The following is a 15,610-nucleotide window of genomic DNA, read 5'->3' as shown; positions in this document are numbered from 1 at the left end:
GTAGATTTATTAAAGGATAATTGAGTTAGTGCAAAAATGCCTTTTACATTTAAGCTGAAAAGTTGTCATTATGAAATACTACCTGAAAGATAGTATCAAAGTCTCTGTTAATAATCTGTTTTAAATTCTTCTATGATAGAAAGTGATTTTGACGTAATTGTTATAGGAGCAGGTCATGCAGGATGTGAAGCTGCAGCTGCGGCTGCCAGAATAGGAGCTAATACTTTACTTATTACACCACGTCAATCTGATTTAGGGCAAATGTCATGCAACCCATCGATAGGCGGCATAGGGAAGGGAACCATAGTCAAAGAGGTAGATGCATTAGACGGTATTATGGGAGTTGCAATAGATCAAGCTGGCATTCATTATAAAATGCTTAACGAAAGTAGAGGCCCTGCAGTGTGGGGCCCAAGAGCACAAGCAGACAGACAATTATATGCACATGCCGTCACCAAACTATTAAAACAACAAAAAGGTCTAAAAATCCTTTTCTCAAAAGTAGAAGATATCATAGTAAAAAATGACACTGTAAAAGCAGTAAAATTATTTGACAACAGTGTAATTAATGCAAAATCAGTAGTTTTATGTACAGGGACATTTTTATCAGGAGTAGTGTGTATAGGCAAACAATCCAAACCCTTGGGAAGAATAAACGAAGAAGCTACTTATGGGCTATCAAAAACACTGAAAGAGTACAATTTTGCTTTAGGAAGATTGTTTACCGGCACTCCACCCAGATTAGATAAAAATACTATAAATTATGACAAAATTACCCCCCAACAAGGTGACGAAATTCCAAGACCATTCTCATACTTAAACAACGTGATACATGTGCCACAGATAGATTGTCATATTACACACACTAATGAAAAAACTCATGAAATAATAAAAAATAACATACAAAAATCTGGGGTAAGGCTTTATAAAATAGACAGTATAGCTCCTAGATATTGCCCATCAATTCAAGAAAAAGTTGTAAGGTTTGCAAATAAAACAGCACATCAAATCTTCCTAGAACCAGAAGGACTGTCAACAAATGTAGTATATCCAAACGGAATAAGTAACTCCCTACCAGAAGAGATACAACTCCTGTTTTTAAGAACAATAAAGGGATTAGAAAATGTGTCAATGATCACACCAGGATACGCTGTAGAATACGACTTTGTGAATCCAACAGAACTGAGACAATCTCTCGAAACAAAAAAAATTAGTAGGCTCTTTTTCGCAGGACAAATTAATGGCACAACAGGTTATGAAGAAGCTGCAGGACAAGGGATAATAGCAGGAATTAACGCAGCTTTAATAGTAAAAAATCAACCACCTTTCATAATAGATAGAACACAAGCATATATAGGAGTAATGATAGACGACCTTGTAACACAGGGTGTACAAGAACCATATAGAATGTTTACTTCTCGCTCGGAATATCGTATCAGCATAAGACAAGACAATGCAGATGCAAGGTTGTCGCCTCTAGCAGATGCAATAAAGTGTATAGGAAAGGAAAGAAAGCAGCATTTCGAAAGAAAAATGAAAACCATGAATACGCTAAGGCAGTTACTCTCTCAAACCACTGTAAAATGCACAACAGATTCTGCATTACAAAATCACGCTCCTACCTCAGCTTATACGATGCTTTCTCGCTCTCATTATCATGCAGAAGACGTTCTTGCCGTAATGCCACAATTAGATAAAAATGACTTAAGCATCGTGAAATCTCTAGAAATAGAGGCAAAATATGAACCATATCTTAAGAGACAAAATCAAGAAATAGAAATGCTAAGAAAAGAAGATTTATGCAAGATACCACATGATATAGATTTTCTCTCTCTAGAAAGTATATCTACAGAAATAAAAGAAAAGCTTTCTATACATAAACCTAACACCATAAAAGAAGCAAAAATGATAGAAGGGATCACTCCCTCTGCCATTATAGCTCTTATACTTCACATAAAGCAGCTAAGTAAAAAAAGTAAAAATTCTTATGTCTGCTAAAAATATTCCAGTTGGGATTAACGGATCGTCTGGAAAAATGGGAAAAATGCTAAGAAAAGCTATCCTACAAGATGGCACATTTTATCTATCTGCAGCAAGAAACACAAATTCCGACACCACATTACAAACGCTATGTAAAATGGCAAAAATAATATTTGATTTTTCTAGCCCTAAAGGAACAATTGCTCTTCTAGAAGAAACTACGAAACATTCCACAAAGGTAATAATAGGAACAACAGGATTTAATGACAAACAAATGTTGTATTTAAAAAAGATGGCAAAGAAGAATGCTATTTTGTATGCTCCTAATACAACCATAGGAGCAACAGCGTTAGCGTTAGCATCTAAAGCAATAGAGCAAATACTACCATCTTCTTTTGACACCACAATCTTGGATATACATCACAAAGATAAAAAAGATGCACCTTCTGGAACAGCTTTAATGATTTCTCAACAGATATCTCGTACACACGATCATACAACAATAAGAGCCGGTAAAAGCATAGGCGAACACCAAGTCATGTTTTTTGGAGAAGATGAAGAAATAACATTATCACATAAAGTAACCAGCAGAAAACCGTTTGCATTAGGTGCTATAAAAGCAGCAAAGTGGCTATTAAATAAAGAGTCAGGTAGTTTATATTCTATGCAAGATGTTTTTCTTTAAAGATATTCTATACACATTTTTGACACGAGAGCTAGTTGCCCCGTTGCCAAAATATTGTTACATTCTTGTAAATGCAAATCCCTATAGATAAAACAATTTTTTATTTAAAACGTTTTTCTGTAAAATATAACAAACTACAATTACGGCCCTATTTTATGAAAGTCAATGCTAATGACATAAGAGCAGGTAATGTGCTTGTAATGGACAATTGTCTATTCTCGGTCACAAAGCAGCCAGAGCATATAAAACCTGGAAAAGGACCTGCGTATGTACAAGTAGAAATGAAAAATTTAACTTCAAATACAAAAGTTCAAAAGAGATTTCGTTCCGCCGACGTAGTAGAAAAGGCTCATATAGAAGAAAAGAAATGTCAATTTCTCTACCAAAATGAGAACAGTTTTTTCTTTATGGACTTAGAGAGTTTTGAGCAATTTGAACTTAATGAAGATAAAATAGGAACAGAAAAAAAATTCCTTTTAGATGGGATAAAAGTAGCAATACTGTTCTACATGGATAATCCCATTCTCATAGTATTACCAAATGAAATAGTAGCAACAATACAAGACACACCGCCCAGCATTAAAGGCGCAACGGCCAAAGCATCATATAAAAAAGCAATCATTTCAGAATCTTTAACAGTATCTGTTCCACCATATTTAAACAATGGTGATGACATATTAATAAAGACATCAGATGGTTCTTTTGTAGAAAAAGTAAAATAAATGTCTCTAATATTAGCACGCCTGCTACATAAAGGCGCAGAAAAGCCAAGTATGCTACTACGCAGAGATTATCTAGAGTTATGTTTGCTACAAAATGGAAAAAGTAATACAACCAAATTTGTTCAAGGAGCTATAAAAAAAATAAAAAAAGACATAATATTTTTTTTTAACGAGCAACAACAAACCAAAGTTATTTTTTCAGACGAAGTAGATGAACAGCAAAATATAACAGAGGATAATGTATGTTTTGTTACCCCAATAGAAGGAGTAACAAATTTTTCTCGAGCTTTACCGTTCTTTGCCTTTGTAATATTTTTACAAAAAATTTCACCTAAGGGTGAAAATGTGCAGGCGTGCTTGATCGACTTTCCTGCCTTAAATCATACGTGCTACGCAGTGTCAAGAGAAGGTACATGGATAAAAGATACAGCTCATGACTGCTTTACACGTGTATATTGTCCTCAATTTACCAAAATAGATACACCAATCTCATGCACTAATGAATATAAAATGCCACCTAAAGGCATAACAGAATTAAATGTCGGATCTGCAACATATTGTATCTGGGCGCTAATATCAAACAAAGTAGATATGATACATACAAAAAATATGGACTTAGCAACAAAAAAAAGTGCACAACTACTCATACAAGAGTATAAAAAACAATACACACGAGAAAACGACTAAAGCACTTTAATGGAAATTACTAGATTTGCTCCGTCTCCTTCAGGCTTATTACATGTTGGTAACGCAAGAACAGCACTAATCAATTTCTTATATGCCAAAAAGCACAAAGGAAATTTTCTTTTAAGAATCGACGATACAAACGCAAGCAATACGAGTAAAGAATTTTGTAATGCAATATTCTCTGATCTAAGATGGTTAAGTATAGAATGGAAGGATCTTATTTTTCAATCTAAAAGAACACAGATATACAAACATTTTGCGCAATATCTTATTTCCATAGGCAAAGCATACCCATGCTATGAAACAAAAGAAGAATTAGAACAGCATAGACAACTCTGCTTGGTAAATAAATTGCCACCAAAATATAATAGAGCTAGTCTAAAAATCAGCCAAGATAAAATAAAACAATATGAAAAAGAGGGACGTAATCCGTATTACAGGTTTAAATTAGACAATGTCAAACTAGAATGGAATGACCTTGTAAGAGGAAATGTATCTATAGATACAACATCTTTAAGCGATCCTGTGATAATAAAAGAAGATGGTAGCATCACTTACCTTATAAGTTCTGTAATAGATGATATAGAGTATTCTATCTCAACTATAATTCGTGGTGAAGATCATATAACGAATACAGCTATACAAATTCAAATGATGCAAGCCATAGGCAAACAAATACCACAATTTGCTCATATTAGTTTGCTGCGCTTTCAAGATAGTAAAATTTCAAAACGAGTAGGAGGGCACGACATTCAGTCATTAAAAAATAAGATCACTCCTTTAGTATTGACAAATTTCTTGTCTCAAATAGGTACTTCGGACAACGTTACTCTATATGATTCTGTAGATCAGTTAACCCAACATTTTGACCTACGTAAACTGTCTACAAGCAATACTCAATACGATTCAACCACCTTAGCAAGACTAAATAAACAACATCTAAAGCTTCTCAGCTATTCTCAAGTGCAATCTCTGTTAAATAATAAACTCAATATCTCTGAGAAATTTTGGGATTGCATTAGTGGAAATGTAAGTTATATAAATGACATATACTTATGGCATGACATAATATATGTTAAGCCAGTTCAACACAGTATTACTTTGGATCAACACTACCTAAAACAAACAGTAGAGTTACTACCAGAAAAAATAACAGAAACAACGTGGAAAGAGTGGTCAGAAAATATCTCTAAGGTAGCAAATCAAAATGGTAAAGAGTTAATTTTACCAATAAGAGTAGCACTTACAGGACTTACACATGGACCAAGTATTGCAAAATTACTCCAACTCATGACAAGAGATGAGATTGTAGACAGAATTCAGATACAGATCGCAGTAACACAAAATAAAACGGAAGGGTAGCGAAGGGGGGGATCGAACCCCCGACCAATAGATTATGATCCTACTGCTCTACCACTGAGCTACCTCGCCAATCATACTGATTACTCAAATCAAGTAAGTATAAATCCCCAAAAAATTCTCAACGCTTAGAAAATTGCGTCCTCTTTCTAGCCTTATGGAAACCATATTTCTTTCTTTCTACCTCACGAGAATCTCTAGTTAAAAAACCATTTTTACGCATTATGCCGCGCAGAGATACATCATACTTCTCAAGTGCTCTTGCCACGGCGTGTCGCATTGCTTCAGCTTGGCCAGTTCTACCACCACCAGAAACAGTACAAGAAAAACTAAATTGCCCTTCTTTATCAGAAGCGACAAAGGGTTCTAACACTTTTTTAGACTTGAGCGAACCAATGCCAGTACCAAAATATTCAGAAATACACTGTCCATTAACCGTATAAACACCAGAACCGACAGATAACCTCAATCGAGCCACAGAAGTTTTTCTACGTCCTACGGTGCAAACACTATTACTACTCATAGCCTAACTTTTTATAAAATTCTTACTATTACAGCTTAAGTCCAAAATTCTAGGATTTTGTGCCTTATGAACATGCTCTTCGCCTTTAAACAACTTCAAATTTTTCATAAGAGTACTTCTTCTAGCATTTTTCTTCAGCATCCTTAAAACAGCCATTTGCAAAACACGTTCTGGAAATGGACCTGACAATATCTGTGAGGCTGAACATTGCTTAATTCCACCAACATAACCAGTGTGACGATAGTACACCTTACCATGCTTTTTAGCAGCCTTACGACCGGAAAACGCAACCTTGTCGGCATTCACCACTACAACATTGTCACCACAATCTAAGTAAGGCACATAACCAGGCTTATGCTTTCCCATTAAAATTTTAGCAATCTGACTAGCAAGTCTGCCAACTACAGCATCCTTTGCGTCTATCAACAACCACTCTTTTTTTATGTCTTTTTTTCTATATAATCCAGTCTGCACAAATCATCCAATACTTTGATAAAACAAATCACACTACATATTCTACAGTAGTGAACATCACTCTAAACCAAAATTCTAGACAATTCTACAATCATGTCAACTCCAAAAGACAATCATGTGTTGCCACTGCTTGTTTTAAAGCCACCTATATCGCCTGACAAATGATGCAATCATTCCAAAGCGACAGGAAACAGAGTGTTTACGTCTTACAATATCACCAAACAACTCAGCAGCAGCAACAATCTCAGCACATCTAGCGTGAACATATCACACACAACAACTACCACTAATCACTTATCTAGCTTAATTGATTCAACAATTCCAGATATATGTTTTAAGAACAAAAAACATAAAACAAAAAAGATTCCAGAGGCTATTATTTGTACTATTGCAACGTTAATAAAGCCCGCCTGATACAAAGATACGGCATATAATTTATCCGTAATAGAATTGTCTACAGTAAACCAAATCTTTTCTATAAATACGCTAAACGTGCTTGCAAATGCGATACAAAGCATCATAACGGATATTACGTAACTCTTCATGTGATAAGGGGCCAATAAGGAAACATAGTTTATAACAGTAGTGGCAAGATATGCCTCGGATATCCCTAAAATCACTAAACCAAATATGGGGAACAAGACATTCACCATACCATCTATCGAAAGCCGACATCCTAAATAAAAAACAAAAAAACTAACAGCAGAGCCAAATACCCCAAACGCTATAGAGAAAAGTGCCTCGCAAGGCTTATAGCTCTTATTCTTCATCAGAGAAGCTCTGATTAATCCCACTATTACTATTGAAATAATAGGAATACTTCTTAGCATAGATGCTGATACAGTCCAATCACAGAAAGTCTTATTTACATTACTTTCAAAAAATAAAGCTATAGTAGAAAAGGTCTGTAACTCTAAAGCAAAAAACGCCGTAAAAAACACCAAAATGAATACTATTATCATCAGCCTTAGTACTTCATGCTTGCTGACACGTACGATACATAACATTAAAGAAACAAAAACCGCAATACCAATAAACACTATTATAGAAGGAGAAAATTTACCTAAAGAAAATACAGCAGTTGACAAAATAATTAAAAATGCCGTGATCAGTAAAACATAATTTTTCGCTTTCCAGCCCATAACATTTTCGCACACAGTGCCAGAATTAGGCAGAAATCCAACATCTTTTATATACTTTTTTCCCTTGATCCAAAGTAATAAACTTATAAATGCACCAATACAAGACATGCAAAAGCAAACACTCACACCATATGACGTAAAGATACGCTCACAAAACGTGTACGCAAAAAAAGTTCCCAGATTACCAAGCGAATATAGCAAAATAAATGCTTTTGACCTATCTGAGTTATTTTTTATATAAGACAAACTTACACAAGTTAAAAGCGCAGGTTTAAAAACACCAACACCAACAGCAACACATGCAAGACCAAAAAAAAGATAAGCACCATGTAACGCATACAAGGCCATCACTCCGTACCCTACTGTCATAAGAATGCAGCCGAGAGTTATAAAAAATCTAGAACCTATCACACGGTCAGATAACAATCCAGACACCAAAGGTATGATATAACACACTGCACAATATCGAGCCCATAAAACATATGCATCAGCATCAGGAATATCTGCTTTGTAAATGGCCAAAAAGACAACTACAAGACTTAGCCAATGATAGCTAAATCTTTCGAACAAAAGAACAACTGATAAAAACAAGTCTTTATTGAATCTCATATATGTTTAAACATTATTTTCGGTACTTTTTCGAAATTACCGCAGTTAACAACTAGACAATTACAATAAACATACGGTATTGTACTTTTCGCTACTTTACAAGATCAAATTCAAAGAGAAAACATAGATAAATAGAGTAAAAAATGACCATAAACGGCAATGACAAGTCTTTACAAATTCAAAATATTTATTCCGTAATACACAATAGATATGTCATAATTTGCCAAGGGGAAAAAATATCATATTTTTTGAGCGGCTTACTTACAAATGATGCAAGTAAAAGCTGCTACACTCTACTATTATCAGCTTCTGGTAGATATATATCAGATGTATTTCTTCACGTGATAGATGATAAAACCACAATAATAGATGCCAGTAACAGCAAAGTACTAGATTTACTCAGTTTTTATAAATTACGTAATAATATTACACTTGAAGATATAAGTAACAAATGCAAAGTGATTTTCTCAAATAATAAACTGGCGATACCAGGTACAATATGCAGTATGAGCGATCCAAGAATTAGTAACTTCGGAATAAGGACCATAATAACAGAAAACAACTGCTTAGATGATAGTACATCACCAAACCTATACCTTTCCCAAAAATATTCTTTTTGCATACCAGACGGAGAAACAGATATGGTAAGTTCAAAATCTGTACCAATGGAGTTTGGAATAAATCATTTACACGGAATAAATTTATCAAAAGGATGTTACTTAGGCCAAGAAGCAATTATGCGAACCTTTACTCAAGGAGTAATAAGAAAACACCTGTACCAAATGTGCAGTGTAAATAAATCAATCGCTCTAGATAACATTGACAACGGAAGTAAAATTTTAAATGACAAAAATGAGCCAGTAGGAACGTGGTGCTCAGGGTGGCAAAATTTAGGTATAGCTCTGCTAAGATCAGAGAAAATACAAAGAAAAACGCAATTAACAGTAAATAATATACAAGTTACAGAAAAAATAGCCCCATGGTATCCTCGAAAGATTCTTACATAAACATATGAATAAATCATCATGAAAGAAAATTCTACAGAGAACATCTCACCTCCCTCTAGTATTACCACTGAAGCTGCCCTATTAGGCGCCATTATACATAACAACGAAGTGCTATGCTCTGTTGAAGAATTTCTCAAACCAGAACATTTTATAGATCCTTTACATAGCAGAATATATGCAGTGATGCAAAAGATGTCAGGAAAATCTCTTCCTATTTCTATAGCTAGCCTGGAGGGGACAATGTTTGAAGAAGAATTGTTCGTTCAGCGTGGTAAAACCAAAGTTTTGAAAACTTTAGTTGTACACGGTATGACTTTGATAAATCCTTATCAACACGCAAGACTAATATATGACCTTGCCATAAAAAGAAGCCTCATTCAAATAGGTTCAGAACTAATACACGATTCTTACTCGTCCAACTTAACGGAATCACCAGAAGCGCAAATATCAAAAGTTGAAGATAAGTTATTTAAACTATCTGAACAAGGTACATTAGGGAAAAATTTCTCCTCTTTATCATCTTTACTTGACGCATCGATGATAGCTATAGATCATGCCATGACTGACCCGAAACATATCACGGGTATCTCTTCAGGCTTTTTGGAAATGGACAAAAAACTCGCAGGATTTCAAGATTCAGATCTAGTTATAATAGCGGCTCGCCCATCTATGGGAAAAACAGCTTTGGCAATAAATATTGCGCTAAATGCCGCAAAAACTATGAAGAAAAACAATCAATATAATAATGTTGGGTTCTTTTCTCTAGAAATGTCAGAAGAACAATTAGCAACAAGAATATTATCTGTAAAAAGTGCTATAAGCCCCTCGCTTCTCCGAACCGGCAAAATAAAAGAAGAGCAATATAACCTACTGCGGAGAAAAGCTGAAGAAATAACCGCCAATACAAGACTGTTTATAGACGACACTCCAGCACTTTCTATAGCAGCATTAAGAAGTAGAGCAAGAAGACTAAAAAGACAACACGGATTAGATATACTATTTGTCGATTATCTACAACTTATTCACCTTGATAAAAATGTAGAAAATAGAGCTTTAGAAATATCAACCATTACACAGGGACTTAAAGCCTTAGCAAAAGAATTAAATATACCAGTCATAGCATTATCTCAACTGTCTCGTGCTGTAGAACATAGACAAGACAAAAAACCAATTCTATCGGATTTAAGAGAATCAGGCACCATTGAGCAAGATGCAGACATAGTAATATTTATATATAGAGAAGAGTACTACCTTTCAAGATCAACACCATCAGAAAATGCATCAGACAATGAATTTGAGATGTGGCAAGCTAAACTCGAATACGCGAAAAACAAAGCCGAAATTATGTTAGCAAAACATAGAAATGGACCAATAGGAAATTTCTTGCTACACTACGACACTAGCACTACAGCTTTTTCTAATCTGCAAACTCTGCCCACAAGAAATACATAACCTGGTATATTGTGGAACGATGCTGAATCTTAATCTTAATGCATAAAATATAGACAACTTAACATCGCCTTACATTTAAATATGTAAAAACAACATGTCTTTGTATTTTCACATGATAGCACCGAAATGAAAAGTTTATCTCTATATTATGCTCCAATATTACTAGGTTTTTCTTGCGGTTGCGTTATGCCATTGAGCAGCAGCACCCTTAATTTTTGGTTAGCACAAAATAATATTAGTTTAGCCATGCTAGGCGCCATGTCATTTGCTACAATGCCCTATGCATTTAGTTTTCTTATATCACCTTACATACAACCTCTAAAAGTCCCTTTGTTACATAGCATACTGGGACGTGATAAGTCTCTAGTTGTACTGTTGCAGTTAATCATCAGTATCACAATATATCAATTAAGCACTCATTCTCCGAAAACGTCATTACACTGGATCTTTATACTAACGGCAACATTAGCATGCTCAGGAGCGATATTAGAAGTAGTAATAGGGTCAATTAGAGCCCACATACTAGATGATAAACTTCAACAAACAATGTCAGGATTACATGTTACAGGATATAGGCTAGGTATGATAGTAACAGGACCATGCGTAGCGTTTCTATCCAATTTTTACAAATGGGAGCGTCTTTTTGGTATTTTATCGATAATGACATGCATCTTTTCAGTTATTTCCGTTCATTGTATTACTATTTACAAAAGAAATGCGTCGCATCAAGACAATACGCATACAACAAAACATAATATTAAATCTCTGTTCTCAATAATATTGAATACATCTCCTTACGTTATATGTTTTCTCGTCTTTTATAGAATGTCTAATCATATGATGGTGCCAATGCTAAACCCATTTTTGCTTAATAAGGGATTCACATCGCTAGAAGTAGCAACATTTGGAAAGATGTGCGGACATGTAGGTTCTTTATTAGGAAGCAGTATAGCAGCATATCTATTAGGAAAAATAAAACTTATACGAGGTCTATTTTGGTGTGGAATGATAAATGCGATTGCACATCTAGGTTTTGTTTTTATAGCTTACATGCCACATAACAGCACTAAAACGTTAACTATCGTTAGCCTTGCAGAAAGCATAACAGGAGGAATGGCATTAGCTATGTTCGTAGCCACCATCACAAAAATGTGTCGATCAACAGAAAAAGTAAAACAATATGCAACTTATGAGAGCATTTTGGGATTAGCACGAACATTTTTACCTTGTATGTCAGGGCTATTGGTACTGATGCTAAATTGGGGTACATTTTTTATATTACTTACATCAATAGGAATAGCTAGCTTGCTTACAATACATTTAGCAAAAAAACATCTATGTTAGCTAACAAGCAATGTATCATTTTCGTTACACTTTATTTTGCCTATTTACTAACGGTCAGCTGGTATAACAAAGGCAAAGGTAATGCAGAACGCTTACCACGAAACAATAGCATACCTCTGCTTACAGCTGCCATATTCCTCAGCTCAGTAGGAGGAGGTACAATAATTGGAATAGCAGAAAAAGCTACTATGGGGAAATTTGAGTATCCATGTGGCCTACTGTATGCTGTGTTAGCAGACATAGCGGTAGGGTTGTTTGTATCTTCTAAAATTGCAAACAAAAAAGCTTTTTCCAGCGCAGGAGAGTTAATAGAATATTTTTATGGAACAAGAGCTAAAACTTACGTAGGTATATGTGCTACTTTGTTCGCCATAGGGCAACTAGGCTTACAAATACACGTAGGAGGAAAAATTTTACAAAACTTACTAAATATTCATTACACTTATGGAGCTTTAATAAGCTACTTTGTTTCGTTAACTTTTACCTTGTCCGGAGGACTGAAAACCATCACAAGTAGTAGCTACGTACAACAAACCATTTTGTCAATTTCAATAGTGCTGATCGGTGCATCCGCAATTATATTTATGCATAAACACAACATATCTACACTAAATTTGATTCCACTAGAAAGTTTCTATTCTAAAGACACATTTATTATAGCCCTAACATTTGCATGCATGGGTATCGATCCATCATTTATAACAAGAAATCTTATCGCAACTAATGCAAATGCCATTAGAACCGCTGTTATCATCAAGTCAGTGTTCTACTTGATATCTATTGTCTTAATAGCAAGTCTAGGAGTTATAGCGCATCTAGCTTTTCCAAACTATATACCATCACAAGCATTTCAGCGCGTAATTATGTCATCTCTACCATCAACACTAGGTGGCCTTGCAATATTAGGGATACTAGTAGCCACCATATCATCAGCAGAAGCCTCAATACATGTAGCGCTCTACAGCATAAGAAAAGATGTTTTAGATACAATGCCAAGATTTAAAAACAAATTAAAATTTGGCCCAAAGATTATTACTTTCCTTTTAAGTACTATATCCATTATACTAGCACTAAGATTTGATTTTGCCGTAGACTTAGCTTTGTTTGTGGGAGGTTTTTGGTTCCCAATATTCGTAGTGCCTTTTGTTGCTGCTTTATATAATATACATATACCAAAGACTGCCTTGTTTACTATTGCTTCTATAACATTTTGTTTATTTATTGCAATTTCAGCGTTCCATTTGCTAAAAGGAATGTATGGGCTTTTAATCTCTACAGCATTTCACTTTACAGCTTTTACGATAGTAAGAATAATATTCAAAAAACGTTTGCAATCTGCTTAATAAAATATGACGACTTATAGAACACATAATTGCTCTGAATTATCCACAAACAACACAGGAGAGACAGTAAAATTAGCAGGGTGGTTACACAATAAGAGAGATCATGGAGGACTCCTGTTTTTGGATATAAGAGACCATTACGGGATAACACAAGTGGTATGTCAAAAAAAAGATGCAGAAAAATATAAAGGCATCAATCTGGAAAGCATCTTGCTTATATTAGGAAAAGTCGTACAAAGACCAAAAGACTCTATTAACGCTGATATATCTACAGGAGAAATAGAAGTAGAGTTATTATCGCTTCATATAGATAATGAGTCTAAACCTTTGCCGTTTGCTGTAAACATACAAGAAGATATTAACGAAGAATTACGCTTAACTTATAGATTTTTAGATCTAAGAAAGAAAACAATGCACAATAATATCACACTTAGATCTAACATAGTAAAAGAGATTAGAAGTTCTTTACATAATGCAGGATTCACAGAGTATCAAACTCCTATACTTACAGCATCTTCTCCTGAGGGGGCACGAGATTTTCTTGTACCTAGTAGACTACATCCAGGACAATTTTATGCATTACCACAAGCACCTCAACAATTTAAACAGATGCTTATGGCATCAGGTTTTGATAAATACTTCCAAATTGCCCCATGCTTTCGGGATGAAGATGCAAGAGCCGACAGATCACCTGGAGAGTTTTACCAAGTAGATATGGAAATGTCGTTTGTAACACAAGACACAATATTTTCCGTGACCGAACAGTTATTATATGACGTATTTCGTAAATTCTCCTCGTCAAATATTAGCAATCCACCTTTCCGCCGAATACCTTATTCAGATGCAATGCTTCATTACGGGTCAGACAAACCGGACTTAAGAAACCCGCTTATAATACAAGATGTGACATCAATACTATCTAAATGCCCTATTTTTGAAAAAATAGTAAAACAAAGTGGGCAAGTAAGGTGCATATGTGTGAATAACAGTTCTACTTTGTCTAGAAAATTCTTTAATGAAGCAACAGAATTTATGACACAAAATGGAGCTAAAGGCCTGGCGTACATAACATATGAAAACGAAGATATAAAAGGACCAATCGTAAAATTTATAAATGATGAGCAAGTAAATAAGCTTCGTTCTACTTTCTCCTTAGACAAGAACAAAGCGACTATATTCTTTTTATGCGATCTACAAGAGCAAGTGACTCACTTAAGCGCCAAATTAAGAGATTTTCTTGGAAATAAATTACAGCTAATCAACAAAGAGTCTTATGAATTTTGTTGGATAACAGACTTTCCATTCTATGAGTTAAATAAAACAACCAATAAATTAGACTTTAGTCACAACCCATTTTCCATGCCACAAGGTGGTATGCAGACTTTATCGCAATCGACCTCTATAAAAGATTACCTCGATATCAAAGCCTATCAATACGACATAGTATGCAACGGTATTGAACTGTCTAGCGGAGCTATACGTAATCACAAATTAGAGGTATTATACAAAGCCTTTGCGATAGTAGGACATTCTAAGGAATACGTAGACAAAAAGTTTTCAGGCTTAGTAAAAGCATTGCAATTTGGCATACCTCCACATGGAGGGGTAGCGCCAGGTTTAGATAGAATAGTGATGCTACTATCTAAATCTCCCAGCTTAAGGGAGGTAATAGCATTTCCGTTAAACCAACAAGCACAAGACCTGTTAATGAATGCTCCATCTCAAGTAGAAGAAGCGCATTTGAAAGAATTAAATTTGATTAAATAGAGAAAAGTACTAAGGACAACATTCCCGTAGTGCTATTACATAATTTGGGTGTTGTAAATTCGATAGTCCTGGATACATTTGAGAAACCCATCCTTGAAACACCAGTTTATCGTAGTTTTCATCTCTACAAGACGCTTCATAAATTTCCAAGGTTGCTATATTATCTGCCCTAGTAGGGTCTAACACTTGCCAGCATTGCACAAGTTTTATCATTAAATTATTAATCCTTACACTTTCACCAACACGCAAGTGTATTGTTTCTCTTTTTGCTGTCACTTTATTCAGAATCAACAATGTGGCGCTAGCACAAGGTAAACACGAGCTATCCACAGCCTCATTATCAGCATCTTCATCGGAACTCTTAGCACAATCCTCTTCACTATCTCCCTCATGTTGATATTGTGACTGTTCTTCTTGCTCACTATCTTCATTTTCTTGAGCTAAACAAAAAAATGGCGACATCAATAGCACTGTAACCAGCGTCAAATGTCTTAATTTTTTGCAACACATCCACAT

General features: G+C 34.9%; 14 protein-coding genes and 1 tRNA gene. 10 read left to right on the top strand and 5 right to left on the bottom strand.

Annotated features, from left to right (window positions below; translation table 11 throughout):
• The first annotated feature begins 132 nt into the window (after positions 1–132).
• The 5 genes from mnmG to gltX all read left to right on the top strand — a co-directional run bounded on the left by mnmG (position 133) and on the right by gltX (position 5,436).
• Complete coding sequence (mnmG, locus tag FZC37_RS00785) at positions 133–1,998, top strand: tRNA uridine-5-carboxymethylaminomethyl(34) synthesis enzyme MnmG (protein WP_148951836.1); 1,866 nt, start codon at positions 133–135, stop codon at positions 1,996–1,998.
• Positions 1,988–2,665, top strand: a complete 678-nt coding sequence (locus tag FZC37_RS00780) for a 4-hydroxy-tetrahydrodipicolinate reductase (protein WP_148951835.1) — start codon at positions 1,988–1,990, stop codon at positions 2,663–2,665. Before mnmG ends, FZC37_RS00780 begins: the two co-directional genes overlap by 11 nt.
• A 155-nt stretch (positions 2,666–2,820) precedes the next feature.
• Positions 2,821–3,387 carry an elongation factor P gene (efp, locus tag FZC37_RS00775; RefSeq protein WP_216363374.1) on the top strand — a complete coding sequence of 189 codons (567 nt, stop codon included), beginning with the start codon at positions 2,821–2,823 and terminating at the stop codon, positions 3,385–3,387.
• On the top strand, positions 3,388–4,074 hold the full coding sequence (locus FZC37_RS00770) for an FIG domain-containing protein (RefSeq protein WP_148951833.1): 687 nt from the start codon (positions 3,388–3,390) through the stop codon (positions 4,072–4,074).
• A 9-nt stretch (positions 4,075–4,083) separates the two neighbouring features.
• Positions 4,084–5,436: a glutamate--tRNA ligase gene (gltX, locus tag FZC37_RS00765; protein ID WP_148951832.1), complete on the top strand. Its 1,353-nt coding sequence runs from the start codon at positions 4,084–4,086 to the stop codon at positions 5,434–5,436.
• Here gltX and FZC37_RS00760 read toward each other — a convergent pair.
• From FZC37_RS00760 to FZC37_RS00745, 4 genes are all read right to left on the bottom strand, one after another.
• Positions 5,434–5,505 (bottom strand) — tRNA-Met (locus FZC37_RS00760). The two genes, gltX and FZC37_RS00760, sit on opposite strands and share 3 nt — an antisense overlap.
• A gap of 49 nt (positions 5,506–5,554) precedes the next feature.
• A complete protein-coding gene (gene rpsI, locus FZC37_RS00755; protein ID WP_148951831.1) occupies positions 5,555–5,956 on the bottom strand; it encodes a 30S ribosomal protein S9 in 402 nt (133 codons plus the stop codon).
• Between the two features lie 3 nt (positions 5,957–5,959).
• Complete coding sequence (rplM, locus tag FZC37_RS00750; protein ID WP_148951830.1) at positions 5,960–6,430, bottom strand: 50S ribosomal protein L13; 471 nt, start codon at positions 6,428–6,430, stop codon at positions 5,960–5,962.
• 290 nt (positions 6,431–6,720) lie between these two features.
• On the bottom strand, positions 6,721–8,181 hold the full coding sequence (locus FZC37_RS00745; RefSeq protein ID WP_148951829.1) for a POT-type proton-dependent oligopeptide transporter: 1,461 nt from the start codon (positions 8,179–8,181) through the stop codon (positions 6,721–6,723).
• Positions 8,182–8,324: 143 nt separating this feature from the next.
• Between FZC37_RS00745 and FZC37_RS00740 the strand changes: the two genes are divergently transcribed.
• The 5 genes from FZC37_RS00740 to aspS all read left to right on the top strand — a co-directional run bounded on the left by FZC37_RS00740 (position 8,325) and on the right by aspS (position 15,094).
• Positions 8,325–9,188, top strand: a complete 864-nt coding sequence (locus tag FZC37_RS00740) for a YgfZ family protein (protein ID WP_148951828.1) — start codon at positions 8,325–8,327, stop codon at positions 9,186–9,188.
• An 18-nt stretch (positions 9,189–9,206) separates the two neighbouring features.
• The gene (locus FZC37_RS00735; protein WP_148951827.1) at positions 9,207–10,640 is read left to right on the top strand and encodes a replicative DNA helicase; all 1,434 of its coding nucleotides are present in this window, start codon (positions 9,207–9,209) and stop codon (positions 10,638–10,640) included.
• A gap of 126 nt (positions 10,641–10,766) precedes the next feature.
• On the top strand, positions 10,767–11,984 hold the full coding sequence (locus FZC37_RS00730) for an MFS transporter (RefSeq protein ID WP_148951826.1): 1,218 nt from the start codon (positions 10,767–10,769) through the stop codon (positions 11,982–11,984).
• Positions 11,978–13,327: a sodium:solute symporter family protein gene (locus FZC37_RS00725; RefSeq protein WP_148951825.1), complete on the top strand. Its 1,350-nt coding sequence runs from the start codon at positions 11,978–11,980 to the stop codon at positions 13,325–13,327. The genes FZC37_RS00730 and FZC37_RS00725 overlap by 7 nt, the downstream gene beginning before the upstream one ends.
• Positions 13,328–13,333: 6 nt before the next feature.
• Positions 13,334–15,094, top strand: coding sequence for an aspartate--tRNA ligase (aspS, locus tag FZC37_RS00720; protein ID WP_148951824.1), 1,761 nt, complete (start codon positions 13,334–13,336; stop codon positions 15,092–15,094).
• A gap of 9 nt (positions 15,095–15,103) precedes the next feature.
• Here the strand turns inward: aspS and FZC37_RS00715 are convergent, their stop codons facing one another.
• On the bottom strand, positions 15,104–15,610 hold the full coding sequence (locus tag FZC37_RS00715) for a DUF2155 domain-containing protein (RefSeq protein WP_148951823.1): 507 nt from the start codon (positions 15,608–15,610) through the stop codon (positions 15,104–15,106).

The sequence above is a fragment of the Candidatus Sneabacter namystus genome (genome assembly GCF_008189685.1).
Taxonomy (GTDB): Bacteria; Pseudomonadota; Alphaproteobacteria; order Rickettsiales; family Rickettsiaceae; genus Sneabacter; species Sneabacter namystus.
Note: the sequence above shows the minus strand (reverse complement) of the source record. Positions and strands in the feature narration are given on the sequence as shown.